The sequence below is a fragment of the Actinoplanes utahensis genome, assembly GCF_016862455.1.
Taxonomy (GTDB): Bacteria; Actinomycetota; Actinomycetes; order Mycobacteriales; family Micromonosporaceae; genus Actinoplanes; species Actinoplanes utahensis.
The window spans coordinates 205,580-229,641 of sequence record NZ_BOMZ01000033.1 but is presented as its reverse complement, the minus strand read 5'-3'; the positions used below and the strand labels follow the sequence as shown (position 1 = coordinate 229,641).

The 24,062-nt window shown below is 70.9% G+C and carries 24 protein-coding genes and 2 pseudogenes; 14 read left to right on the top strand and 12 right to left on the bottom strand.

The window, feature by feature from the left end; genetic code table 11:
• Window positions 1-492 (bottom strand): annotated as a pseudogene (locus Aut01nite_RS11300) (hypothetical protein); the annotation flags it as partial.
• Window positions 493-593: 101 nt separating this feature from the next.
• Here Aut01nite_RS11300 and Aut01nite_RS11295 point away from each other — a divergent pair.
• Window positions 594-812, top strand: coding sequence for an FmdB family zinc ribbon protein (locus Aut01nite_RS11295; protein WP_084000115.1), 219 nt, complete (start codon window positions 594-596; stop codon window positions 810-812).
• Between the two features lie 415 nt (window positions 813-1,227).
• Window positions 1,228-4,017 (top strand): ATP-binding protein, encoded by a 2,790-nt coding sequence (locus Aut01nite_RS11290; RefSeq protein ID WP_052164608.1) that lies wholly within the window; start codon window positions 1,228-1,230, stop codon window positions 4,015-4,017.
• Between the two features lie 214 nt (window positions 4,018-4,231).
• Here Aut01nite_RS11290 and Aut01nite_RS11285 read toward each other — a convergent pair whose 3' ends face one another.
• On the bottom strand, window positions 4,232-4,684 hold the full coding sequence (locus tag Aut01nite_RS11285; RefSeq protein ID WP_043533267.1) for a phospholipase: 453 nt from the start codon (window positions 4,682-4,684) through the stop codon (window positions 4,232-4,234).
• Window positions 4,685-4,776: 92 nt separating this feature from the next.
• Here Aut01nite_RS11285 and Aut01nite_RS11280 point away from each other — a divergent pair, with 92 nt between their 5' ends.
• A complete protein-coding gene (locus tag Aut01nite_RS11280) occupies window positions 4,777-5,793 on the top strand; it encodes a potassium channel family protein (protein ID WP_043533268.1) in 1,017 nt (338 codons plus the stop codon).
• A 7-nt stretch (window positions 5,794-5,800) separates the two neighbouring features.
• Here the strand turns inward: Aut01nite_RS11280 and Aut01nite_RS11275 are convergent, their stop codons facing one another.
• Both Aut01nite_RS11275 and Aut01nite_RS11270 read right to left on the bottom strand, forming a co-directional pair.
• Window positions 5,801-6,814 (bottom strand): 2-oxoacid:ferredoxin oxidoreductase subunit beta, encoded by a 1,014-nt coding sequence (locus Aut01nite_RS11275; protein WP_043533269.1) that lies wholly within the window; start codon window positions 6,812-6,814, stop codon window positions 5,801-5,803.
• Window positions 6,807-8,660 (bottom strand): 2-oxoacid:acceptor oxidoreductase subunit alpha, encoded by a 1,854-nt coding sequence (locus Aut01nite_RS11270; protein ID WP_043533270.1) that lies wholly within the window; start codon window positions 8,658-8,660, stop codon window positions 6,807-6,809. The genes Aut01nite_RS11275 and Aut01nite_RS11270 overlap by 8 nt, the downstream gene beginning before the upstream one ends.
• A gap of 174 nt (window positions 8,661-8,834) precedes the next feature.
• Here Aut01nite_RS11270 and ndhC point away from each other — a divergent pair, with 174 nt between their 5' ends.
• The 5 genes from ndhC to Aut01nite_RS11245 are packed head-to-tail and all read left to right on the top strand — an operon-like array spanning window position 8,835 to window position 11,259.
• On the top strand, window positions 8,835-9,212 hold the full coding sequence (ndhC, locus tag Aut01nite_RS11265) for an NADH-quinone oxidoreductase subunit A (RefSeq protein ID WP_043533271.1): 378 nt from the start codon (window positions 8,835-8,837) through the stop codon (window positions 9,210-9,212).
• Window positions 9,213-9,265: 53 nt separating this feature from the next.
• Window positions 9,266-9,709: a DivIVA domain-containing protein gene (locus Aut01nite_RS11260; protein WP_043533570.1), complete on the top strand. Its 444-nt coding sequence runs from the start codon at window positions 9,266-9,268 to the stop codon at window positions 9,707-9,709.
• On the top strand, window positions 9,706-10,176 hold the full coding sequence (locus Aut01nite_RS11255) for an SRPBCC family protein (RefSeq protein WP_043533272.1): 471 nt from the start codon (window positions 9,706-9,708) through the stop codon (window positions 10,174-10,176). The genes Aut01nite_RS11260 and Aut01nite_RS11255 overlap by 4 nt, the downstream gene beginning before the upstream one ends.
• Complete coding sequence (locus tag Aut01nite_RS11250) at window positions 10,173-10,739, top strand: DNA-3-methyladenine glycosylase I (RefSeq protein WP_043533273.1); 567 nt, start codon at window positions 10,173-10,175, stop codon at window positions 10,737-10,739. The genes Aut01nite_RS11255 and Aut01nite_RS11250 overlap by 4 nt, the downstream gene beginning before the upstream one ends.
• Window positions 10,740-10,743: 4 nt before the next feature.
• Window positions 10,744-11,259 carry a hypothetical protein gene (locus Aut01nite_RS11245; protein WP_043533274.1) on the top strand — a complete coding sequence of 172 codons (516 nt, stop codon included), beginning with the start codon at window positions 10,744-10,746 and terminating at the stop codon, window positions 11,257-11,259.
• 4 nt (window positions 11,260-11,263) lie between these two features.
• On the opposite strand, the gene Aut01nite_RS11240 is transcribed toward Aut01nite_RS11245, so the two are convergent.
• Both Aut01nite_RS11240 and Aut01nite_RS11235 read right to left on the bottom strand, forming a co-directional pair.
• Window positions 11,264-12,052 carry an enoyl-CoA hydratase-related protein gene (locus tag Aut01nite_RS11240; RefSeq protein WP_043533275.1) on the bottom strand — a complete coding sequence of 263 codons (789 nt, stop codon included), beginning with the start codon at window positions 12,050-12,052 and terminating at the stop codon, window positions 11,264-11,266.
• Window positions 12,049-12,843: a PaaX family transcriptional regulator gene (locus Aut01nite_RS11235; RefSeq protein ID WP_043533276.1), complete on the bottom strand. Its 795-nt coding sequence runs from the start codon at window positions 12,841-12,843 to the stop codon at window positions 12,049-12,051. Before Aut01nite_RS11235 ends, Aut01nite_RS11240 begins: the two co-directional genes overlap by 4 nt.
• Before the next feature lie 273 nt (window positions 12,844-13,116).
• Here Aut01nite_RS11235 and Aut01nite_RS11230 point away from each other — a divergent pair, with 273 nt between their 5' ends.
• Both Aut01nite_RS11230 and Aut01nite_RS11225 read left to right on the top strand, forming a co-directional pair.
• Window positions 13,117-13,284 carry a DUF3117 domain-containing protein gene (locus Aut01nite_RS11230; RefSeq protein WP_014694782.1) on the top strand — a complete coding sequence of 56 codons (168 nt, stop codon included), beginning with the start codon at window positions 13,117-13,119 and terminating at the stop codon, window positions 13,282-13,284.
• Between the two features lie 77 nt (window positions 13,285-13,361).
• A complete protein-coding gene (locus Aut01nite_RS11225; protein ID WP_043533277.1) occupies window positions 13,362-14,786 on the top strand; it encodes a leucyl aminopeptidase family protein in 1,425 nt (474 codons plus the stop codon).
• On the opposite strand, the gene Aut01nite_RS11220 is transcribed toward Aut01nite_RS11225, so the two are convergent.
• On the bottom strand, window positions 14,751-15,452 hold the full coding sequence (locus Aut01nite_RS11220; RefSeq protein ID WP_236643192.1) for an O-methyltransferase: 702 nt from the start codon (window positions 15,450-15,452) through the stop codon (window positions 14,751-14,753). The two genes, Aut01nite_RS11225 and Aut01nite_RS11220, sit on opposite strands and share 36 nt — an antisense overlap.
• A gap of 160 nt (window positions 15,453-15,612) precedes the next feature.
• Here Aut01nite_RS11220 and Aut01nite_RS11215 point away from each other — a divergent pair, with 160 nt between their 5' ends.
• Together Aut01nite_RS11215 and Aut01nite_RS11210 are read left to right on the top strand one after the other, a co-directional pair.
• Window positions 15,613-16,872 (top strand): S1C family serine protease, encoded by a 1,260-nt coding sequence (locus Aut01nite_RS11215; protein ID WP_084000117.1) that lies wholly within the window; start codon window positions 15,613-15,615, stop codon window positions 16,870-16,872.
• Between the two features lie 70 nt (window positions 16,873-16,942).
• Window positions 16,943-17,359 carry a twin-arginine translocase TatA/TatE family subunit gene (locus Aut01nite_RS11210; protein ID WP_043533278.1) on the top strand — a complete coding sequence of 139 codons (417 nt, stop codon included), beginning with the start codon at window positions 16,943-16,945 and terminating at the stop codon, window positions 17,357-17,359.
• A gap of 34 nt (window positions 17,360-17,393) precedes the next feature.
• On the opposite strand, the gene Aut01nite_RS11205 is transcribed toward Aut01nite_RS11210, so the two are convergent.
• The 3 genes and pseudogenes from Aut01nite_RS11205 to Aut01nite_RS11195 form a co-directional block, all read right to left on the bottom strand.
• Window positions 17,394-18,545, bottom strand: coding sequence for an Mrp/NBP35 family ATP-binding protein (locus Aut01nite_RS11205; protein WP_043533279.1), 1,152 nt, complete (start codon window positions 18,543-18,545; stop codon window positions 17,394-17,396).
• A 48-nt stretch (window positions 18,546-18,593) separates the two neighbouring features.
• Window positions 18,594-19,100 carry a DUF1003 domain-containing protein gene (locus Aut01nite_RS11200; protein ID WP_043533282.1) on the bottom strand — a complete coding sequence of 169 codons (507 nt, stop codon included), beginning with the start codon at window positions 19,098-19,100 and terminating at the stop codon, window positions 18,594-18,596.
• A gap of 92 nt (window positions 19,101-19,192) precedes the next feature.
• Window positions 19,193-20,491, bottom strand: a pseudogene (locus Aut01nite_RS11195) (magnesium transporter MgtE N-terminal domain-containing protein); the annotation flags it as partial.
• Between the two features lie 27 nt (window positions 20,492-20,518).
• Here Aut01nite_RS11195 and Aut01nite_RS11190 point away from each other — a divergent pair.
• Window positions 20,519-21,415 carry a PhzF family phenazine biosynthesis protein gene (locus tag Aut01nite_RS11190; RefSeq protein ID WP_043533284.1) on the top strand — a complete coding sequence of 299 codons (897 nt, stop codon included), beginning with the start codon at window positions 20,519-20,521 and terminating at the stop codon, window positions 21,413-21,415.
• A gap of 114 nt (window positions 21,416-21,529) precedes the next feature.
• On the opposite strand, the gene Aut01nite_RS11185 is transcribed toward Aut01nite_RS11190, so the two are convergent.
• Both Aut01nite_RS11185 and Aut01nite_RS11180 read right to left on the bottom strand, forming a co-directional pair.
• Window positions 21,530-22,027, bottom strand: a complete 498-nt coding sequence (locus Aut01nite_RS11185; protein ID WP_084000121.1) for a hypothetical protein — start codon at window positions 22,025-22,027, stop codon at window positions 21,530-21,532.
• A 262-nt stretch (window positions 22,028-22,289) separates the two neighbouring features.
• The gene (locus tag Aut01nite_RS11180) at window positions 22,290-22,988 is read right to left on the bottom strand and encodes an HAD family hydrolase (RefSeq protein WP_043533288.1); all 699 of its coding nucleotides are present in this window, start codon (window positions 22,986-22,988) and stop codon (window positions 22,290-22,292) included.
• A gap of 134 nt (window positions 22,989-23,122) precedes the next feature.
• Here Aut01nite_RS11180 and Aut01nite_RS11175 point away from each other — a divergent pair, with 134 nt between their 5' ends.
• A complete protein-coding gene (locus Aut01nite_RS11175) occupies window positions 23,123-24,016 on the top strand; it encodes a DMT family transporter (protein WP_043533290.1) in 894 nt (297 codons plus the stop codon).
• Window positions 24,017-24,062: the final 46 nt, after the last annotated feature.

Here is a 24,062-nt window from a genome sequence, read left to right as displayed (position 1 = left end):
GCCGTCGGCCTTCGCGGCGTCTGGCTTCGAGCCGTCGGCCTTCGCGGCGTCTGGCTTCGAGCCGTCGGCCTTCGCGGCGTCTGGCTTCGTGCCATCCCTCTGCGGGGCGTCTGGCTTCGCGGGGTCGGCCGGTGTGGTGGTGGCTCCGGCGACTGTTGGGCTGCTGGCCGTTGTCGACCCGGCCGTGGCATCCGCATCTTTCTTGACGGCCGCGTCCTTGCTCGCCGCGTCTGCCGGGGCCGGATCACCGGCACCGGACGTCTTCGTGCCCGCGGTCTTCGCGTCAGTGGCCTTCGTGCCCGCGGTCTCCGCATCCAGGGTCTTCGCGTCCGGGGTCTTCGCGTCCGCGCCGGCGGGCGGTGTGGCGGCGGGTGGTGTGGCGGTGGGCGGGCTGCTCGGGGCCGCCCCTGAACTGCCCAGCGGCCCGCCCTGATGCGGGGCCGCGGGGCGCAGCTCCGGTCGCTGTGCTGGGTTGTTCGGTACCTCCGCCACGGGTAGACCCTACCCGCCGGAAACCCTCGCCGGGGAGGCCGAAGGCGCGCTGTGGACAAACCCCGGTGCGAAGCCCGTCGTAGGGGTCCTACGCTGGTCGAATGCCACGCTATGAGTTCCGGTGCCGTGCCTGTGGCACCACCTTCGAGGTCAGCCGTCCGATGCGTGCGTCCTCCGAGCCGGCGGCCTGCCCGCAGGGCCATGACGACACTGTCAAGCTGCTGTCCACAGTCGCCGTCACGGGCCGTGGCGGCGGGGCCGCGGCGCCGGCCGCTCCGGCCGGTGGCGGCGGATGTTGCGGGGGCGGCGGCTGCTGCTGACCGCCCGTGTCGCGCGGCCGTTCCCCCCTCGGCCGCGCGGCCCCCGGCAACGACCTTGATCACTGTCGACTTCAGGCGGTGACGCCGTCCTTGCAGGCGGTGTAGATCTCGTTGCCTCTTCCGGGTACACCCGAACGGCCTGCCGGTTTTGACCGTGGGCGGCGTTTCCGCGTTCGATCTCTTTCGTTACGAGACGCGTAGTCCCGTATGCCTCGGGTCGATTCCTGGCCGCGGCGCGGTATCACGGTGGAGCGTCCTTCGTAAGGGGTCGGCCGTGGCGGGCATGTGATTACCGTCCGTTTCTACGATGGGCGGTGACACAGAGATACGGCAGCATGAGTCGCGACTTCCCAAAGGGGGCGGAGGTTCCACCGTGCCGGGACGGATCGAGCTACCCAGTGGCCTCGTGACCTTTATGTTCACTGACATCGAGGGCTCGACGCGGCTTGCCCGCATGCTTGGTGAGGCGTACCGCAGGGTCCTTGGAGCGCATCGAGCAGTGCTACGCGCTGTGTTTACTGATTTTGATGGTGTCGAACTTCTTACCGAGGGTGACTCATTTTTCGTGGCGTTCTCGAGCGCGGACGCGGCAGTGGCCGCCTGTGTCGAGGCGCAACGGCGTCTGTCCGCCTACGACTGGCCACGTTCCGACGCGGTGCCCCGTGTCCGGATGGGACTGCACACGGGACGGGCCATCCCGGTCGGTCAGGAGTACGCCAGTGCCGAGGTGCACCGCGCCGCCCGGGTGTCCGCCGCCGCCCACGGCGGGCAGGTGCTCTGCTCCGAGGCGACCGCCCTGGCCGTGACGGCCACGCACGCCGCCGTCGCCGGTGGCCGGGCCGGGGCCGCGGCCGCCGCCACCCTGGCCACCGTGGACCTGCTCGACCTGGGCGCCTACCGGCTGCGGGGTTTCGACGACGACGAACGGATCTTCCAGGTGATGGCGCCGGGGCTGGAGCGGGACTTTCCCCGGCCCCGGACCGCCCAGGCGCCCCGGCACAACATCCCGGCCGAGCACAGCCCGTTCGTGGGGCGGCGCGCCGAGCTCACCGAACTGGCCGAGCTGATCAGCCACCACCGCCTGGTCACCGTCGTCGGGCCGGGCGGTTCCGGCAAGACACGGCTCACTCATGCGGTGAGCGAGCAGTTGCTGGCGGCGTACCCCGGCGGAATCTGGACGATCGACGCCGCAACCGCGTCGCAGGGCCTGCCCGTCGCCCTCGCCACCGCTCTCGGCCTGCGCCCGGAACCGGGCCGGCCCATGATCGACACGCTCACCGAGCAGTGCGCCGAACGCCGCATGCTGGTGCTTCTGCAGACCTGCGACGCGGCGCCCGCCCTGACCGCGGCCCTGGCGCACCGCCTGCTCAGCCGCTGCCGCCGCCTCGACATCGTGGCCACCGGCCGGGCGCCGCTCGCCCTCGCCGGCGAGACCGTGTGGCGGATCCCGCCGCTCGCGCCCGCCGACGCGTTCGCGCTGCTCCGGGACCGGGCCGCGGCGGCTCTGGGCGGTCGGCTCGACGACGGCGATCCGCAGCTGGCCCGGCTCGCCGCACGACTGGAGGGCTCGCCGCTGGCCATTCAGCTCGCCGCCGCGCGCCTGCGGTTGCTGCCCGCCGAGCAGCTCGCCCGCCGCCTCGACGACCCGCTCGGCGCCCTCGACAACGACGCCGCCGGGGACGGCCGGCACGCCAGCCTGACCAACAACCTGGCCTGGTCCTATCGGACCCTCGGCAACCGGGCCGCCGGACTGTTGCGCAGGCTCGCCGTCTTCGCCGGCCCGGTCGAGCTGGCCACCGTCGAATGGTGCGACCCGGAAGCCCTCGGCGCCCTCTCCGAACTCGCCGACAAGTCTTTGATCGAGGTGGTTCCCGGGCCGCGTTACCGGATGTCGGATCAGGTCCGGGCGTACGCGTTGCGCCAGCTCGCCGCGACCGGCGAGGAACCGGCGGTCCGCGATCTGCACCTGACCTGGACCCTGCACACCCTGGACCGGGTCACCGTGGACACCGACGACCAGGTGCGAGCGATCTCTCTCACCGAACTGTGCCCCTACGTGCCGGAGTGGCAGACCGCCCTGCGCTGGGCCGCCGCCGCCGGCAACGTGCCCGCCGGCCTACGCCTGGCCACCGCCCTGGAGCCCTGGTGGCTCGAACACAACGAGGCCCGCGCCGGCCGTGACCTCCTCGCCACCCTCTACCGGCATCTGCCCACCGCCGAAGCCGCCGCACCGCCCCGCGCCGCGGTCCCGGATCCCGGCACGGCCTCTCCCGCAACGTCCCCGTGCGCCGCAGGCTCACGTTCCGGAGCGGACTTCGCGGCGCCGGCGAGCGGCCCGGGCGCCGGATCGCCGAGCACGGTGTTCACCGGCGTGGGCGCGACGGGGACCGGGCTGCCGGCGAGGGCGCCGCGGAACGCGGTCCCGCTGAGCGCGGTCGATCTGGTCGATGCCTGTCTGGTGCAGGCCCGGCTCACCGACGACCGTGCCGAACGCGACCGGTTCCTGGCCCATGCCGAGGCCGAGGCCGAACGTTCGGGCGAACCGTGGCTGCTGGTCCGGGTCCGGTCGGCCCGCGTGACCCGGCCCGGGGACGATCCGGCCGCCGCGGAGCACGACTGTCGTGAGGTCATCGCCTTGGCCGACCGGCACGGAGTGCCGCACGCCGCCCTGCCCGCCGTCCTGACCCTGGCCGAGCTGCTCTGGCGCCGGGAGGCGCTGACCGAGGCCGCGGACCTGCTCGGCGCCGCGCGTCACGTGGAGGCGGCCCGCCCCGAGGACCGCGGCCGTCGTACCGTCGACTGGCTGCTCGGCATGGTCGCGCTCTGCCGTGGTGACCTGGTGGCCGCCCACGACCATCTGGTGGTGGCGTTGCGTTCCCGGCTGCGGCACGGTTTCCGGGGGGCCGCGGCTGACGCGGTCGCGGCGATCGCGGTCCGTTGTGCTCTCGGCGGCGACCCGGCGACCGCGGCGGTCCTCTTCGGTGGCGCGGAGGCTGCCCAGGGCGCCCGCCGTACCGAATCGTTCGGCGCTTTCTGGTCGGCACACCAGGCGTCGCTGCGTACCGCGCTGGGCGACGCCACCTTCGACGCGGCCTATGCCGACGGCGCCGGCCTGGGCTTCGACCGGATAGTCGCCATGGCTCTGGCCGTCGAGCACCCGGACCTCGAAGACGGCGCCGCCCGCTTCGCCCAGATGGCCCGATGAAACCCTTCCCCGGGTACGTCGCCCGCCGCGGCCGCGCCGACCCGGCCCGTCCCGTGGCTTCCCGCGAGGCGGGCTGTGCCGCCTGGGTGTGTGGTGACCGGCCGCTTCGCCCGAGAGCCGCGTTTCGGTGGTGACCGTCGCGGACCTCGCCCGGGGGCCACGGGACGGGGTGGTTGCGGTGGGAGACGGCGTACGGCGTACCAAATGCGGGTTTTCAGGTTTTTGGCAATAGGCGAACAGCCTCGAAGTAGGTGAAGGCGATCGCGTTGCAGAAGGGCTGGGCCGCGAGGCGGTGGCTGTCGCAGGTGTGGCGCAGGTCGGCGCGGAAGGCCTCGTCGAGGCGGGCTTTGTGGTCGGCGAGGGCGGTCCGGTAATTGCGGTAGCCGAAGTCGTGGCGGCGGCAGGCGTCGGTGAAGTCGAAGCCGAGCGGTGTCTCCGGGACCCGGCTGCAGAGGTCCGTCGTCCAGTCGAATCCATAGGATGACCAGCGGGAACGCTCGAGGCGCGCGGTGTTCCAGGCGGCGCTGCTCGCGGCGGTCGGCTGGGTCCAGGATCGCAGCAGGGCCGCCCGGTCGGCGGCCGGTGTGGTGGCCGGGGGCGGGGGCGGCGCGGCGTGCGCCGGGAGGGCGACGGCGAGCAGGAGGGCGGTGACCGCGAGATGGCGCATGAGACCTCCGGCGCCTGGCCGGTGACTGATGTGGTGTGCTTCGGTTACGACCTTCAGCTTGACCGTTAAGGTGATCGCGTGCAGGCGGTTCCATGATTCATCTACCTCTGGTCCGGCAGGGACCGCTGAGAGCCCTTGCCATCCGTGTGGTGATGGCGTGTTCCCTGGTCCTTCTGGCGGTCGCGGTGATCTACGCCGACCGGGACGGTTATCGGGACGTCAACGAGGACGGGCTGACCCTGCTCGACTGCTTCTACTACGCGGTCGTCTCGCTCTCCACCACCGGCTACGGCGACATCACTCCGGCGACCCAGGCCGCCCGCCTGGTGAACGTCCTGTTCATCACGCCCGCCCGGGTCCTCTTCCTGATCATCCTGGTCGGCACCACACTCGAGGTGCTGACCGACCAGTACCGCAAGGGCCTGCGGGTCAGCCGGTGGAGGCGCAAGTTGAAGGATCACGTGATCATCTGCGGGTACGGCACCAAGGGCCGGGCCGCGGTCGCCGCGCTGCTGGAGACCGGTTACGAGAAGAACCGCATCGTCATCGTGGAGAGCCGGGAAGCAGGTGTCCGGCAGGCCCAGGCCAGCGGGTTCGTCGTCATCGAGGGTGACGCCACCCGGTCGGCGGTGCTGAACGATGCGGACGTGAAGAACGCCAAGTCGGTGATCATCGCGACCGACCGGGACGAGGCGTCCGTGCTGATCACCCTGACCGTGCGGCAGCTGACCGCCGGCCAGGTCCGGATCATCGCCGCGGTCCGGGAGCAGGAGAACGCCGCCCTGCTCAAGCAGAGCGGCGCCCACCACGTGATCGTCTCGTCGTCGACGGCGGGCCGTCTGCTCGGTCTGACCACCACCGCGCCGCCGCTGATCGACGTGGTGGAGGACCTGCTCACCCCCGGCCAAGGCATGGCGCTGGCGATGCGCTCGGCCGAGCGCGCCGAGGTGGGCCGCAACCCGCGCGAGCTCGTCACCCTGGTGGTGGCGCTGATCCGCCGGGGCAAGGTGGTGCCGCTCGGCGGCGAGCAGGCTCTCAGCATCGAGACCGGCGACCTGCTCGTCTACATCCGCGACGACGAGACCGCCACGAACGGCGTCTCCGTCTGAGAGCCGGCTAGAGGATCGTCCAGGTGTCGGCGGCGTTGAGCAGGCCGTCGAGCATCTCCTCGGGAGTGCCGTCGGCCTGCGCGCGTGCGTCGAGCACCTGCTTGCGGACGATCTCGTCGTAGGACGGGCGCTGTACGTTGCGGAACACCCCGATCGGCGTGGTGCCGAGGTCGGAGCCGGAGAGCCGGCTGAGCGCGAACGCGTAGGCGGGGTCGTCGACCGTCGCGTCGTGGACGATCGGCGTGCCGCCCTTCTGGACCTTGAGGCCGAAGCTGCCCTCCGGGTGGACCACGTTCAGCCCGTTGAAGGTGATCGGCTGGCCCTGTTCGAGGCGGATCAGGTGCTCGTCCCGGGTGTCCGCGTCCTTGATCAGGTCGAAGGCGCCGTCGTTGAAGATGTTGCAGTTCTGGTAGATCTCGACGAACGCCGACCCCTGGTGCTCGGCGGCCGCCCGGAGCACCGACTGCAGGTGCTTACGGTCGGAGTCGATGGTCCGGGCCACGAACGTCGCCTCCGCGCCCAGGGCCAGCGACAGCGGGTTGAACGGCGAGTCCGCCGACCCGGCCGGCGTCGACTTGGTGATCTTCCCCAGCTCGGAGGTCGGCGAGTACTGCCCCTTGGTGAGCCCGTAGATCCGGTTGTTGAAGAGCAGGATCTTGAGGTTCACGTTGCGGCGCAGCGCGTGGATCAGGTGGTTGCCGCCGATCGACAGGGCGTCACCGTCGCCGGTGACCACCCAGACGCTCAGGTCGGGGCGGGACGCGGACAGGCCGGTCGCGATTGCTGGGGCCCGGCCGTGGATCGAGTGCATCCCGTAGGTGTTCATGTAGTACGGGAACCGGGAGGAGCAGCCGATCCCGGAGACGAACACGATGTTCTCCCGCGGGATGCCCAGCTCCGGCATGAACTGCTGCACCGCGGCGAGGATCGCGTAGTCCCCGCAGCCGGGGCACCAGCGGACCTCCTGGTCGGACTTGAAGTCCTTGGCGGTCAGCTTCAGCGGGATGGTCGTCTCAGCCATTCTTGACCACGTCCTCGAGCATGCTCTCCAGTGTCGCGGCGGTGAACGGCAGGCCGCTGACCTGGTTGAACGGCACCGCGTCGACCAGATATCTCGCCCGGATCACATTGGCGAGCTGCCCGAGGTTCATCTCCGGAACAATCACTTTATCGTACGATTTCAATACTTCGCCCAGATTGTCCGGCAGAGGTGCCAGGTGCCGCAGATGAGCCTGGGCGACGGGCAGTCCCCGCTGGCGCAACGCCCGGCAGGCCGCACCGATCGGGCCAAAGGTGGAACCCCACCCGAGCACCAGCACGCGGGCGCTCTCGGACGGGTCCTCGACGTCCACGTCCGGCACGCTGATCGCCTCGATCCGGGCGGCCCGGGTGCGGACCATGAACTCGTGGTTCGCCGGGTCGTAGGAGATGTCGCCGGTCTTGTCGGCCTTCTCCAGACCGCCGATGCGGTGCTCCAGGCCGGGCGTGCCGGGCACGGCCCACGGTCGGGCCATGGTCTCCGGATCACGGAGGTACGGCAGGAAGCGCCCGTCGTCGGCATTCGGCGCCGTGGCGAACTCGACCCGCAGATCGGGCAGCTCGTCCACGGACGGCAGCAGCCACGGCTCCGAGCCGTTCGCCACGTAGTTGTCCGACAGCAGGATGACCGGGGTGCGGTAGGTCAGGGCGATCCGGGCCGCTTCGAGAGCCGCGTGGAAGCAGTCCGACGGCGACTTCGGCGCGATCACCGCGAGCGGCGCCTCACCGTGCCGGCCGAACAGCGCCATGTTGAGGTCGGCCTGCTCGGTCTTGGTCGGCATGCCGGTCGACGGGCCGGCCCGCTGCACGTCCACGATCACCAGCGGCAGCTCCAGGGCGATGGCGAGCGAGATGGTCTCGCCCTTGAGCGCCACGCCCGGCCCGCTGGTGGTGGTCACGCCGAGAGACCCGCCGTACGCCGCGCCGAGCGCCGCCCCGATCGCCGCGATCTCGTCCTCGGCCTGCATCGTGGTGACGCCGAACCGCTTGTGCTTGGACAGCTCGTGCAGGATGTCGGAGGCCGGGGTGATCGGGTAGGCGCCGAGGAACAGCGGCAGCCCGGACCGCACCGCGGCGGCCACCAGCCCGAGCGAGAGCGCCTGGTTGCCGGTGATGTTGCGGTAGGTGCCGGGCCGCATCTTGGCCGGCTTGATCTCGTAGCGGACCGAGAAGGCCTCGGTGGTCTCGCCGTAGTTCCACCCGGCATGGAAGGCGGCCTTGTTCGCCGCGACCAGGTCGGGCCGCTTGGCGAACTTGCGCTCCAGGAACCGCAGCGTGGACTCGAACGGCCGCGAGTACATCCAGGAGAGCAGGCCGAGGGCGAACATGTTCTTGGCGCGCTCGCCGTCCTTCTTCGCGATGCCGAGCTCGGCGAGAGCGCCCAGGGTCAGCGAGGTGAGAGCGACGGGGTGCACCGCGTAATCGCCGAGGGAGCCGTCGTCGAGCGGGCTGACGGCATAACCGACCTTGGCCAGGTTGCGGCGAGTGAACTCGTCGGTGTTGACGATGACGTCGGCACCGGCGGGCAGGTCGGCCAGGTTGGCCTTGAGGGCGGCCGGGTTCATCGCGACCAGCACGTTGGGCGCGTCACCCGGGGTCAGGATGTCGTAGTCGGCGAAGTGCACCTGAAAGCTGGAGACACCGGGAAGGGTGCCCGCGGGCGCGCGGATCTCCGCCGGGAAGTTGGGAAGTGTCGAGATGTCGTTGCCTAGTTGGGCGGTCTCCGATGTGAACCGGTCGCCGGTGAGCTGCATGCCGTCGCCGGAGTCGCCGGCGAATCGGATGACTACCCGGTCCAGCTGCTCGACTCGCTTCGCGGGAGCGGCCACGATTCAACCTCCATAGGGCGCGGTCCGGCTGCAACAGCAACTGTCGATGAGCCGGCCCGCAAATCGTCACTTCCACACTACGTCGCCGCTCCTTACGAAGCGGCCCCGGACCGTTGCCCACGGTAGCGATCCGATACCACGGTCGACTAGTGGTCTTCGGTAGGCTGCACGATCGTGGCGGGATATCTGGGCTCCTACGCCGTCCTCGGTCTGGTTCTGGCCGCGGGGGTTCTGCTTTTCGTGGCCGCGTTCGGAGCGAACCGGCTGCTCAGGCCGTCGCGCCCGGCGGAGCCACCGGGCAAGCGGATCTCGTACGAGAGCGGCATCGACCCGGTCGGCGGCGACTGGGCGCAGGCGCAGATCCGGTACTACGTGTACGCGTACCTCTATGTGCTTTTCGCCGTGGAAGCCGTATTTCTCTTCCCGTGGGCGTTGATCTTCGATCGTCCCGGTTTCGGCGGTCTGTCCATCGCCGAGATGGGCATCTTCGTGGCCGTGCTCGCCCTGGGCATCCTCTACGCCTGGCGTAAGAAGATCCTCAGCTGGACATGACCGCACGGGTGGCGGGCTCGCCACCGGAAAGCGGACATGTCAACATCGTGCGCATGGGTCAGCTTCTGCTCTTCATTGTCGTGGCACTGGTCGTCGCGACGATCGTCTTCGGCGTGACCGTGTTGCTGAGCGGAGGCGACTCCGGCCTGACCCCGGTCGAGCCGGACGGGCGCGCGGTGCCGCTGCCCAGCGACCGGCCGCTCGGCGAGGACGACATCTCCCGGACGAAGTTCGACACCGTCTTCCGGGGGTACCGGATGGCGCAGGTGGATCAGGCGCTCCAGCGGGCCGCGTACGACATCGGCTACAAGGGCGAACTGATCAGTGTCCTGGAGGCCGAGGTGACCGCGCTGCGGGACGGCCGGCTGGACGACGCCGACGCGCTGCGCCGCGCCCGGGAGGCGGCCCTCGCCCCGGCCGCGTCCGTGCCGGCCGAGCCGGAGCCGCCGGTCGTCCCGATGGCGCCGTCGGAGGAGCAGCCGGTGGAGAAACGATGAGCAACGATGCGGAGGCCGGGCCAGGTGAGTTCACCGCCACGGTGATCGTCAACGCGCCCGCGCCCAAGGTCTTCTCCGCGTTCCTGGACTGGGAGGCCCAGTCCGCCTGGATCCCGTTCACCACGGTGCGCGTGGTGGAGGGCGACGGCGGCGAGGGCAGCCTGGTCGAGGTGGTCACCGCGATCGGCCCGGCGACGCTCCGCGACGAGCTGCGGGTGATCAAGGTCAACGCGCCGTACGAGGTCCGTGTCATGCACTGCGGCAAGGTGCTCAAGGGTCCTGGCGCGATGCGGTGCACGGCGATGTCCGGCGACCGTACCCAGGTGGTCCTGCACGAGTGGTTCCAGCTCCCGGCCGGCCCGGTCGGCAAGCTGGCCTGGCCGGTGCTCTGGCCGGGCTCGAAAGCGGCGTTCACCGGCGCCCTGAAGCGTTTCGCCCGCCTGGTCGAGCAGGGCCGGCTGCCGTGACCGACCTGGTGATCGGGCCCGATGGCCGGTCCCGGTGCTTCTGGGGCGGCAGCACCCCCGACTACGCGCTCTATCACGACGAGGAGTGGGGCAAGCCGGTCCGCGGCGACGACGCGCTGTTCGAACGGATGACCCTGGAGGCCTTCCAGTCCGGCCTGTCGTGGATCACCATCCTGCGCAAGCGCCCGGCGTTCCGGGCCGCCTTCGCGAATTTCAAGATCACCGAGGTGGCCGAGTTCACCGAGGACGACGCCGCCCGGCTGATGGCCGACCCGGGCATCGTCCGCAACCGGATGAAGATCGACGCCGCCCTGCACAACGCCAGGGTCGCGGCCGAGCTGGAGCTGACGGACCTGCTCTGGTCGTTCGCGCCCGCGTCGTCGCCGAGACCGCGGACGCGGGCCGACGTCCCGGCCGTCACGCCCGAGTCCACCGCCATGGCGAAGGCGCTGAAGAAGCGGGGATTCAAGTTCGTCGGTCCCACCACCGCGTACGCGTTGATGCAGGCCACGGGCATGGTGGACGACCACCTCACGGACTGCTGGGTGCCCGTGGTGAGATGACACCATGGCTCAGTTCGTGGTGATCATTCCGGAAACGCAGTGGGCGACCGAGCGGTTGTTCCAGCACGACGCGGTGACGGTGCCGGCCTCGGGAGCAGCCGAAATCGGCGACGAGGTCCTGCTGGTCGCCGAGGATCAGGTCGTGGCGCTGGCCCGGGTGGAGAAGACGGACGGCGCGGAGCTGTCGCTGTGGTACCTGCGCCGCGCCTTCGACGAGCCGGTGCCGGCCGCCGGCCTGGCCGCGGGCCCGGTCGACGAGGAGACGTTCCGGCGGTTCGCGCAGCGGCTCGGCGGCCCGGCCGACAAGAAGGCCTGGCTGGTCAGCGTGGCGATGCCGATCGAAGCGGTGAACCCGGCGGAGGCGGTGCGCCAGTTCTGGTCGCACGTGCTGGAGCTGGGCCCGGCCGAGCTGCCGACGTACGTCTGGCCGTCCGGCGACGAGCTGGCCATGCAGGCCTTCGTCCTCGGGGCCGAGGCGAACCAGGACCCCGAGGAAGAGGACGAGGAAGAGGACGACTGAAGAGTCAGCGGCCCTGGTACTCCGGCTTCTGCTTGTTGAGGAAGGCGCTGACCGCGGCCTGATGGTCCGCGGTCGCGCCGCAGATCGCCTGCGCCTGGGCCTCGGCCGCGAGCGCGTCCGACAGGGTGCCGGCGGTGGCGATGGACAGCTCCCGCTTGATCGCGCCGTAGGCGACGGTCGGCCCGGCCGCCAGCCGCGCGGCCAGCTCCTGGGCGGCCGGCAGCACCTTGGCGTCGTCGTCCAGCAGCTCGGTCAGCATCCCGATCCGGGCCGCCTCCTCCGCCTTCACCGGCTTGGCGAGCAGCAGCAGCTCGACCGCCTTGGCGTGGCCCACGATCCGCGGCAGCGACCAGGAGATGCCGCTGTCCCCGGCCAGGCCCACGTTGGCGAACGCCATCAGGAACTTCGTCGCCGGGCCGCCGATGCGGAAGTCGGCGAGCAGCGCCAGCGAGGCGCCGGCCCCCGCGGCCATCCCGTGCACCGCCGCGATCACCGGCTTCGGCATGTTCGCCAGCCGCTGCGCGATCGGGTTGTAGTGCACCTGGACCGTGTTCAGGTCGGTGCTCCCGGCCTGCAGCAGGGCCGCGTGCTCCCGGAGGTCCTGCCCGCCGCAGAAGGCGCCACCCGCGCCGGTCAGCACGATCGCCCGGCACGACCGGTCGCTCTCCAGCGCGGCGAGGGTGTCCCGCAGCGCCTCCTTGAGCTCGACGGTGAAGGAGTTCATCGCCTCGGGGCGGTTCAGGGTCAGGGTGACGACCGCGTCAGTGCGGTCGACGAGGAGCGAGTCGGTCATGAGTCTGAGAATCCCACACGTCCTCCACGGGTGGCGGCTTGCAGGCAACGTTCCACGTGCCGGTCGGCGGCCGGGCGCAGCCGGGTGGCGTGCTTGTCGAAGAACAGGGCGGCCTTCACACCCGGCCAGCCGGGGGGCAGCAGCGCGGCGGGCAGTTGCGGATCCTGGAACAGGAACGAGCGCCAGGCGTGGACCAGGCGGAAACGGGCGGCGTACGCCTCCTCGTCGGTGCTACGTGGAGTGATCGTCTTCACGACGGGACGTAACTGCTCGACGAAATCCTCGTACGACTGTCCGATCCGGCCGAGATCCCAGGCGCGGCCGACGATGTCCGAGCCGGCGGTGTGGCTGGCGCTGAACCGTTCGTACCCGGTGCCGGTCAGCACCGACTCGACCTCTTCGGAGGCCCGTGGCGCCACCCACACCTGTTCGCTGAGCGGTCCGTAGCCCAGATAGGTGAGCCGGTCGGCGTCCCGCCGCGCGGCCGGCTCGTGCAGCAGGATCATGTCGTAGCGGCCGTCCCAGCCGCCACGACCGGTCCGGTACACCCGGGTGGCTGCCTCGTCGAGCCGGCGTGCGGCCTTCGGAGTGAGCAGATAGCCCGGTCCGGCGGCCAGACGTAACGGATGCAGCCATCCCTGTCGCACCATTCGCGACACTGCGGTGCGGACCGCCGGCGCCGCGATGTCGAGCGGGGCGAGCAGCCGGACGAGGGCGGAGACCGGGGCTCGTGAGCCACGAGCGCGCAGGTAGTCGCCGTACAGGTCGAAGAGTGCGGACCGCGCCTGCATGACCGCACATTGTGACAGCCCAAAAGACGATATGCTAGACGCTGTCACATCCGCCCGGGCTGGGTTTGGGTTCGCCGGTGTTCATCAGGGAAAATGTTTGATCGGCACGGTGGGCCGCAACGCGTGAACACGTGAAACGGCCTGTACGGCCGCCGGTCGGAAACGAGCACCGCGTCATGTGGGGCTGAGCACGTGACGTGACTGCTGGCATTCCAGGAGCAAGTGGCTGTGGGGCAACCCACCGACCCTGACGTAGGTCTGAGGGGAGACAAGATGGCGGCGATGAAGCCGCGGACGGGCGATGGTCCGCTGGAGGTCACCAAGGAGGGGCGAGGCATCGTCATGCGCGTCCCGCTGGAGGGTGGTGGCCGTCTCGTCGTGGAGATGACCCCGGACGAGGCCAGCGCGCTGGGTGACGCGTTGAAGTCGATCGCCGGCTGACGTTTCACGCGAGCCCGCCGGTACGGTACCGCCCGTACCGGCGGGCTTTCCACGTCTTACGGAAAGGTCATCCTCCCGTGTTCGCAATCCGATTCACGGACGTTCCCGACGACACGGCGACCCGGGTCGTCCCCGTCGGTCCCGGCCTCGATCCGGAGATGTCCGCACTGGCCGACGCGACCGAGAAGGCCGACGAGCCCGGCCGGATCACGGTCTTCCCACGCCCGCTCCGGCAGCCGTCGAAGGTGCTGCTGGCCGGCATCGGCGCGGGGGACGAGGCGGCCTGGCGTGCCGCCGGAGCCGCCACGGCGCGGGCGGCCGCGGCCGACGAGGTGCTCGAGATCCACCTGCCCGCCGACACCACACCGGATGCGGTCCGCGGTCTGGCCGAGGGCCTCTGGCTGGGCGGCTACCGGTACCGCGACGGGGTCAAACCGGCCCGGTCCGGCGAGGTCCGCATTCTCGCGGGCCATTCTGATTCGTACGCCTCCGATTCGTACGCCACGAGCCTCACCCGCGCCGAGACGGTGGCCCGGGCCGTGTGGCTGGCCCGCGACCTGACCAACACGCCGGCGTCGGTGAAGAACCCGGAGTGGCTCGCCGATCAGATCGTCACCGAGGCCGCGTCCCGTCCCGGCCTGACGGTGACCGTGCTCGCCGGCGACGAGCTGGAGCGCTTCGGCGGCCTGCGGGCCGTCGGCGGCGGCTCGGTGTCACCGCCCCGCTTCGTCGAGCTGTCCTGGCAGCCGCCCGGCGCGACCACCCACGTGGTCCTGGTCGGCAAGGGCATCACCTTCGACACCGGCGGCATCTCGATCAAGCCGCGCGACGGCATGAAGCTGATGAAGAAGGACATGGGCGGTGCGGCCGCGGTCATCGCCGCGACACTCGGCGCCGCCGACCTGAACCTTCCGGTACGGGTCACCGCACTGACCCCGCTCGCCGAGAACGCGATCGGCGCCGCCGCCTTCCGGCCCGGCGACGTGATCACCCACTACGACGGGTCGACGAGCGAGAACACCAACTCCGACGCCGAGGGCCGTCTGGTGCTGGCCGACGCGCTCGGCTACTCGGCGGCCGAGCTGCGGCCCGACCTGACGATCACCGTGGCGACCCTGACCGGGGCGAACGCGGTCGCGCTGGGCAAGCGCACCGCCGCCCTGCTCAGCCCGGACGACGAGCTGGCCGCGGCGCTCACCGCGGCCGGGACGGCGGCCGGCGAGCAGATCTGGCGGCTGCCGCTGGCCGGCGACTACGCCGAACACCTGCGCAGCGACATCGCCGACCGGATCAACGCGACGCCCGGCCCGGGTGTGGTGATGGCCGCGCTGTTCCTGCGCGACTTCTTCGGCGACACCCGCTGGGCGCACTTCGACATGTCGGCGCCGAGCTGGGCCGAGGCCGACGACCTGGAGCTGGCCAAGGGCGCCACCGGCTGGGGCGCCCGCACCCTCCTCCGGTACCTGTCAGCGCTTGACGGCGGTCAGCAGCCCGGCGCCTGACGGGATGATGGCGGGAATCCAGTCCTCCGACTCGCGGATCGCCTTCACCGTCTCCCGGATGGTGAGGGTGTCCACGTCCCGGGCGGACGGATCGCTGATCCGGCCGTTCGCGTGCGCGCCGTTGACGATCAGGATCCCGCCCGGCCGCAGCAGCCGTAGGGCGGCCGCGGTGCAGGCCTCGAACTCGGTGGTGTCGGCATCCACGAAGATCAGGTCGTAGGCGCCGTCGGCGAGCCGGGGCAGCACGTCGAGGGAACGGCCGCTGATGATCCGGGTACGCGACGAGGCGTACCCGGCCTCCAGGAAGATCCGGCGGGCGATCCGCTGGTGCTCGTGCTCGACGTCGATGGTGGTGAGGACCCCGTCCGGGCGCATCCCGCGGAGCAGCCAGATGCCGCTCACGCCGGTGCCGGTGCCGATCTCCACCACGGCCTTGGCGCTGCCCGCGGCGGCCAGCAGGCTCAGCACGGAACCGGCACCGGGGGAGACGCAGGGCAGGCCGAGCTCGTGCGCGAGGGCACGCGCGGTCTGCAGGACCGGGTCCTCGGTGGCGTAGGTCTCGGCGAACGGGATTGACTGTGTCGCCGGCTGACCGAATGAACGAGCGGGACCGATGATGACGACCTCCGTACAGCGCTGTTGATGCCACGACGGAACCGCGCACATCGGATAAGAGAGTAGAGCGATGTCGTCCGGTGATGCACTGTGCCGTCGATGGGATGAACGGCCCACTCGGCACTAGTGCGGACCCGTGGCAAGGTGTGTACCGGTGGATCCGTGTCATTCTGGAGGCGCGGAGCCGGGCGAGCGGAGTGGAGGCACCGACGTGACCGACGGCTGGAACTGGCGCCGGCCACCGGTGTCCCCTGCCCAGGGCGACCCTCAGCAGCAGCCACCGCACTGGTGGACCGGTGGTGAATCCGATCCCTGGCGCGATCCTTACGCTCCGTCATCAGTTCTTCTGCCGCCTCCGTCGCCGCCCACCGGCGGCGCGCCCCTGGAGATGCCGCCCAACCCGGACGAGCCTCGCCGCGGCTTCGGCATGATCATGGCGATCTGCCTGATCACCGCCCTGCTCGCGGGCGGTGTCGGCGGCACGCTCGGCTTCGTCTTCGCGGTCCGCGGCGGCTATGTCGATGCGAGCCGCACCCAACTCGGCGCCTCCGGCCAGCAGGTGCCAGAAAGCACTCAGCGTGACCCCGAGTCGCTTGCCGGGGTGGCCGAGCGGGTGATGCCGAGCGTCGTGACGGTGCGGGTGGCAGGCGCGATCGGCTCCGGTTTCGTGGTCTCCGCCGACGGTTACGTGATCACCAACGATCACGTGGTGGAGGGTGCCGACGAAACCCTCACGGTCTCCTTCCACGACGGTTCCACGGCCACCGCGAAGCTCGTCGGGCGCGATCCCGAGTCCGACCTCGCCGTGATCAAAGTCGCAAAGAGCGGCCTGACGCCCGTCGCGCTCGGCAACTCCGACGAGATCGCGGTCGGCGACCCGGTGCTCGCCTTCGGTTCCCCGCTCGCTCTGGTCAACACCGTCACCCAGGGCATCGTGAGCGCGCTGGACCGCACCATCCAGGCCGGCGAGCAGGGCGGCACCACCCGCTACTACGCGGCCATCCAGACCGACGCCGCGGTCAACCAGGGCAACTCCGGTGGCCCCCTGGTGAACGGGGCGGGTCAGGTCGTCGGGGTCAACTCGGTGATCCGCTCGGTCGGCGGCAGCGACACCGAGGCCGGAAACATCGGTCTCGCTTTCGCCATCCCGATCAACCAGGCGAAACGGGTCGCACAGGACATCATCGACACCGGCAAGGCTCGGCGAACAGTGATCGGCGCCGAGGTGAGGACTGGGGAGACCGCGGGTGGCGCGCGGCTGCGCTCGGTCCAGCCGGGCGGCCCGGCCGCCGCCGCCGGCCTGCGCGCCGGGGACGTGATCATCAAGCTCGGCGGGCACCCGCTGGAGGAGGGCACCGACCTGATCGCGCTGGTCCGCAAGTACGCGCCGGGTGCCGTGGTCGCCGTGGAATACAAGCGCGGCACCGCGACCGCATCCGTCTCGGTGACGCTGGCCGCGGACGTGAAGTGACCGCCCGGGCGGGCTGCGTTCGCACAGCGAGCGTGCGTAGTCTGGGCGCGGGAAGCCTGGGAGGCCGGACGTGTTCGAGAATCTGAACTGGTGGGAGATCGGCGCACTGCTCATGCTCGCGCTTCTGATCTTCGGGGAGCGCCTGCCCAAGGTGATCGGCGACGGGCTGAAACTGGTCCGCGGGCTGCGCAACATGGCCCAGGGCGCGACCGCCGACCTGAGCCGTGAACTGGGCACCGACATCCAGCTGGAAGACCTGCACCCGAAGGCGTTCATCCGCAAGCACCTGCTCAGCGAGGAGGACGAGCAGGCGCTGCGCAAGCCCCTGCAGACCCTCTTCGACGACGTGAAACAGGACCTCAACGGGGTCAAGTCCGAACTCGACGACGTGGCCTCCGCCGTCGACATCCGGAAAAGCAGCGCGCCGGCCGAGAAAGCCTCCGAGGCTGTCCGACCGGCGCAGCGTTACGACCTGGACGCGACCTGAGCCGGCCGGCTCCGCTTCGCGCCGCGGCGATCGGCTAGCCCTTACGCGCGTTGACCATGAGACCCAGCGGCTTGCCGACCAGGGACTCGCGGCGGACGGCGAGCTTGTCGGCGACCGCGTCGAGCGCCTTCGCGGCCGGGGCGTCCGGGTCGGCCAGCACGATCGGGTTGCCGTCGTCACCGGCCTCCCGCACCCGGGTGTCCAGCGGGATCTGACCCAGCAGCGGCACCCGGGCGCCGATGGTCTTAGACAGCGAGTCGGCCACGGTCTCGCCGCCGCCGGCCCCGAAGACCTCCATCCGCGAACCGTCCGGCAGCTCCAGCCACGACATGTTCTCCACCACGCCGACCAGGCGCTGGTGGGTCTGCAGGGCGATCGCGCCGGCCCGCTCGGCGACCTCGGCGGCAGCCATCTGCGGGGTGGTGACCACCAGGATCTCCGCGTTCGGCAGCAGCTGGGCCAGCGAGATGGCCACGTCACCGGTGCCCGGCGGCAGGTCCAGCAGCAGCACGTCCAGGTCGCCCCAGTAGACGTCGGCGAGGAACTGCTGCAGCGCGCGGTGCAGCATCGGGCCACGCCACACCACCGCGGCGTTGCCGGCGGTGAACATGCCGATCGAGATCACCTTCACGCCGTGCGACTGCGGCGGCATGATCATTTCCTCGACGCGGGTCGGCTTGCCCTCGACGCCGAGCATCCGCGGCACCGAGTGGCCGTAGATGTCCGCGTCGATCACGCCGACCGACAGGCCCCGCTTGGCGAGCGCGGCGGCCAGGTTCACCGTGACGCTCGACTTGCCGACCCCGCCCTTGCCCGAGGCGACCGCGTACACCCTGGTCCTCGAACCGGGCTGAGCGAACGGGATGACCGGCTCCGCGGACTCCCCGCCGCCGCGCAGGGTGGTCTGCAGCGCCTTGCGCTGCTCCTCGGTCATCACCCCGAAGTTGATCTCGACCCGGTCGATGCCGGGGATCTTCGTGACGGCGGCGGTGATGTCGGCGTTCAGCTTGTCCCGCAGGGGGCAGCCGGCCACGGTGAGCAGCAGATCGACCTTGACCAGGCCGTCGCTGACTGTGAAGCCCGAGACCATGCCGAGGTCGGTGATCGGGCGGCGGATCTCGGGGTCGTCCACGGTCGCCAGAGCGGCCTGGATCGCATCCTCGAGCGTGTTGGCGGGAGCGGACATGCAGCCCATGCTACGTCGAGGTCACTGCCGCTCTACGTTAGGTGAGACTCACTCCATTCGCGCCCGTTTCTCCCGCCTCGACGCCGCCTCGTCCAACTCGTCGGCCAGCCGGGTCAACTCCGAACGCAGGAAATCCCGGGTCGCCACATCATTGAGAGCGATCCGCAGCGAGGCGATCTCCCGGGCCAGGAACTCGGTGTCCGCCTTCTGCATCGCCGCGCGGCGGCGGTCCTCCTCCATGGCGAGCCGGTCCCGGTCCGCCTGCCGGTTCTGCGCCAGCAGGATCAGCGGCGCGGCGTACGACGCCTGCAGCGACAGGATCAACGTGAGGAACGTGAACGTGTACGGGTCGAACCGCAGGTCCTTCGGGGCGAGGGTGTTCCACGCGAACCAGGCGGCGATCACCACCGTCATGTAGACGATGAACTTCGCCGTCCCCATGTACCGCGCGATGCCCTCCGACCAGCGGCCGAACGCCTCCGGATCGAACCTCGGCAGCTGCACCCGCCCCGGGTCGCGCGGTTGGTCCAGCCGGTCCCGCCGGTTATCGCTCACGGGCTCACCTGCTCGTCGGGGTCGTCACGGTCACGCCGGTCGGTGGTCATCTCGTCGTCGGGGTCGTCACGGTCGCGCCAGTCGCGGGACGTGTCGTCGGCGTCGTCGCGCTCACGCCAGTCGCGGGACATCTCGTCAGGTGCATCGCGGTCACGCCAGTCGCGGGGCAGTGAATGGTCCAGCACGTCGTCGACGGTCACCGCGCCGAGCAGCCGGTTCGTCGAGTCGACGACAGGCATCGCGACCAGGTCGTACGTCGCCATCCGCCGGGTGATCTCCAACAGCCCGGTGTCGGTGCGCAACGGCTCGATCCCGCTGTCGACGAGCATGCCCACCAGCGAGGCCGGCGGCTCCCGCAGCAGCCGCTGGAAGTGGACCATGCCCAGGTACCGCCCGGTCGGCGTGGCCATCGGCGCACGGGCGACGAAGACCTGCGCGGCGACCACCGACGACAGCTCCGGGTTCCGGATCCGGGCCAGCGCGTCGGCGACCGTGGCGTCCGGGGTGAGGATCACCGGCTCCGAGGTCATCACACTGCCCGCGGTGCCCGGCCGGTAGTTCATCAGCTGCCGGACCGGCGCCGCCTCCTCCGGCTCCATCAGGTCGAGCAGCACCGCCTGCTCGGTCTTCGGCAGCTCGGCGAGCAGGTCGGCGGCGTCGTCCGGGTCCATCCGCTCCAGCACGTCCGCGGCCCGCTCCCGGTCCAGCGCCACCAGGATCTCCACCTGGTCGTGCTCGGGCAGCTCCTCCAGAACGGCGGCCAGCCGCCGGTCGGCCATCGCGGCGGCCACCTCGTTCCGGCGGCCGTCCGGCATGTCCTGCAGCGCGTTCGCCACGTCCGGCGGTCGCATCTGATCGAGGAGGGCGATCAGGTTCGCGGTGCCCTGCGCGTCGGCCGGGCCGACCAGGCCGCGAACCCGGCCGTACTCCGCCTGATAGACGTGCCCCCGCCGGGCCAGCCGCCCGGTGTGCTCGCGAACCGCGACCCGCGTGATGATCCACTCGATGTTCCGGTTCAGCTCCATGCCGATGTCCAACACGGTCCCGACATGCTCCGGCCCGCCGCCCTGCTCCGGCATCACCGTCACCCGGCGGTCCAGCAGATCCTCCAGCACCAGCAGCTCGTTCGGCCGTTTCTCGAACCGGCGCAGATTCAGCATGCCCGTACTGAGCACGACAGATTCCACATCCATGCTGGTCACCCGCCCGATCGGCAAGAAGATCCGGCGGCGCAGGGCCATCTCGGCGACGAGCCCGACGACCTGCGGCGGCCGGTTCGTGGTGCGCAGACGGACGACCGCGTCACGGACCCGCCCGACACGCTCACCGTTCGGGTCGAACACCGGAAGACCGGCGAGGCGAGCCAGATAAACCCTCGTCCCCATGGTCACGCCCCAAGACTAGGTTAGGGTCCGGACATGTCCACCGTGGCGTACGAAACCGTTGACGTGTTCACGGATCGTCCGTTCGCCGGTAATCAGCTCGCCGTCGTGTTCGGCGGCGAAAACCTGGCAACCGATCAGATGCAGGCGCTCACCCGCGAGTTCAACTTCTCCGAGACGGTCTTCCTGCTGCCGCCCACGGTTCCCGGAGCGACGTACCGGGTCCGGATCTTCACCCCCGAGTCGGAGATCCCGTTCGCCGGCCACCCCAGCGTCGGCGCGGCGGTCACCGGAATGCGCCACGGCCTCTTCCCGCCCGGCGAGCTCGTCCAGGAGTGCGGTGCGGGCCTGCTGCCGGTCACCGTGACCGCGGCGGGCACGGCGACCCTCACCGGCGCCACACCGCGGCTCGGCGATCCGCTCGACCCGGCGCCGCTGCTGACCGCCGCGGGCCTGACGGCCGCGGACTACGCGGGGGACCAGGACGCCGTTCCGCGCATGGCCGGCTGTGGTCTCGATTGGGTCTTCCTTCCGGTACGCCGGGAAGCGCTCCCGAGAGTCCGCATCGACCCACGCCTTCCGGACACCCAGGGCTTCTGCGACATCGCCGTCGTCTCGTGGTCCCCCGACTCCCGCAACGGCTTCACGGGCGAGGCGTACGCCCGGGTCTTCACCGCCGGCGGCGCGGTCCCCGAGGACCCGGCGACGGGGTCGGCCGCACTGGCCCTGGGCGTCTGGCTGGTCGCCGGTGGCCGGCTTCCCGCCGACGGCACCTCGACCTACCGCATCCACCAGGGCATCGAGATGAAACGCCCGTCCCGCCTCGACTGCACGGTCACCGCCACCGCCGGAGCCGCCACCTCAGCCACCGTCACCGGCCCCGTCCAGCCGGTCGCCGAGGGCCGCATCGTCGTCCCACCGTTCATCGGCTGAGACAGGTCGCTGGGCTTGTCCACAGTTCCGGGCTGTCCACAGCCGGTCTGCGGGAGAGGCCGAACTTCCGCGACAATGTTCAGCGGGGGAGCCCCCTGGGAGGGCGGGCTGGCTTCAGCGCGGCTTGCGGACCCGGTGCAGGCGGAAGGGGCGGCGGGTCTCGACGCGGGCGGGAGTGTCGCGGGTCGGTGCGGCCTGGGATTCGGCCGGCAGCCCGGCGGCTCCGACAGCGGTGTCGGCGGCGGGCGTGAGCCGGACCAGCGCGCAGCCGTCGGCGGCCCAGCGGGCCGCCACCTCATCGGCGGAGCCTGCGGCGTTGAGGCGTTTGCCGGCGAGCTGCGGGGCGATCTCGGTCCACTCGTCGGTGCCGGGGGTCAGCCGGGTGACGGTGGCGTCGGTCTGCACGATCAGGCCGCCGTGGTCGCCGCGCAGCCGGACGGTCGCCCGGTCGGCCTCGGCGAGCCCGGGTGCGAACTGCTCGCCCGGGCCGCTGACGACCACCAGCGAGGCCTCGGCGGGCATGCACCAGAGGGCGTAGGCGGGCCCGTCCCCGACGGAGATCCAGGCGATGGCCGCTTTCTTGATCGCCTCTTCCAGCACTCCAGCGCTCACCCGCCCATCCTCCCACGCCCAGCTTTTCAGCGCGCCGAACCCAACACGCAGAAGAGGTGCCGGCCCCGGGACGGCCCGGATCCCCGCGATGCTCGCGCGGGGGTGACCCCGACCCGCGCCTCAGCCCGCCGGCCGCGTCACGGCCCGGACCCCCGCGATGCTCGCGTGGAGTGGGCGGGACGGCGTGGTCGCTTCTGGCGGCGGCTACGAGCGTACGGAGAACGGGTCCTGGAAAGACCGGAACCACCGCGGACCGTGACCGTCAGGCCAGGGCGGGAACCTGATCCAGGAGGCTCAGGACGTCGGTGAGGGAACGGACCGTGCGGCCCGCGAAGTTGGTGTCGGCGTCGAAGACGAGGTGGTTGGCGAGATCGGCAGCGGCCAACCGGACCGGGGTCATGCCGACCGCGGCGGCGCCGGTGAGTTCGTGGCTGCCGCCGTCGCCGACGTAGAGGCAGTCTTCCGGGGCGACGTCCAGCCGTTTGCAGGCGGCCAGATAGATCTGCGGGTCCGGTTTGCAGACTCCCAGCTCGACCGAGTAGATCTGAGCGTCCAGCAGCGGCGCCACGGGAAGACCGGGCAGGAAGGCGGGAAGCTCGTGGGTGCAGTCGCTCACTACGGCAGTGCGTACGCCGCGGCTCCGGATGGCGGTGAGGGCGCTGATCGCTTCCGGTCGCAGCTGGGTGTCGGCGCGCAGTGCGTCGACCCGGGCCGGCATGGCGGCTCGGATGGCGCCGGGGCGAGGGTGGCCGCCGGCCTGCTCGATCACCCAGCGGAGGGTGGCCTCGGCGGATCCGTATCGGCCGCAGGCGCGGGCCCGGAACGTGCGGTTGAGGACTCCGACGACGGCCTCCGGGTCGGCGCCGAGCGACCGGGCGATGTCCGCGTGCTGCGGGCCCCGCTGGACCGATCGGGTCAAGGTGCCGAAGAAATCGAACACGACCGCACGGTACGCGGGCATGCTAATCGGCCTCCAGGGCATCGAGGGGTGAGAACGGGCGATGAGCCGTCGGTGACTGTATCGACTCCGTCACTGTCCGCCAATAGACAGTCGCAAACTGTGGTGTACGACTGTGCGAGAACTGACGGCCGGGGATGAATATGCGCTCACCGGCTCCTACCGTCGCGGCTCTGGCCGTCGCCGTCCTGGCGGTCAGTTCGTCGGCCCCCTTGATCGCTTTCGCTGCCGCGCCCGCTCTGGCCATCGCGTTCTGGCGCAACAGCCTCGCCACCGTGGCGCTGACCCCGATCGCGCTGGGGCCGCGCCGGGCCGAGGTGCGCCGGGCGGTACGTGGCCGGGCCGGAATGTTCTGCGTGCTCGCCGGACTGGCGCTGGCCGTCCACTTCGCCACCTGGATGCCGAGCGTGCAACTGGGTTCGGTGGCGACCGCGACCGCGCTGGTGGCGACCCAGCCGGTGTGGCAGGGCCTGATCGCGGCCGCGCAGGGCCGCCGCCCTAACGCCGCCGGCTGGCTCGGCATCGGGCTGGCGGTGGCTGGGGCGGCCTGGGCCACCGGAGTGGATCTCGGAGTGTCCGCCCAGGCCGTCTTCGCCGACGTGCTGGCGCTACTCGGCGCGATCGCGGCGGCGGTCTACACCGCCCTCGGCGAGCGGGCCCGCACCGAGCTGAGCACCACCACCTACACCTGGATCTGCTACGGCACCTGCGCGGTCGTGCTGCTCGCGGTCTGCCTGGTCGGCGGGGTGCGGCTGAGTGGGTACGACAGTCACACCTGGGCCGCGATCCTGGCCATCGTGGCCGGCGCCCAGTTGCTCGGGCACTCCATGTTCAACTACGCCCTGCAGCACGTCTCCGCGACCACGGTCAGCGTGCTGATCCTGCTGGAGGTGCCGGGCGCTGCCCTGATCGCCTGGTGGTGGCTGGGCCAGGCGCCGCGGGCCGACTCCCTGCCCGGTCTGGTGCTGCTGCTGGCCGGTGTCGCGGTGGTGGTCCTGCAACGGGCCTCTTTCCAGGTACTCCGCCGCTGATCACCGCACGGTCGTCCCCGCAGCGGCGCAATGTCGTTGTCCGTGT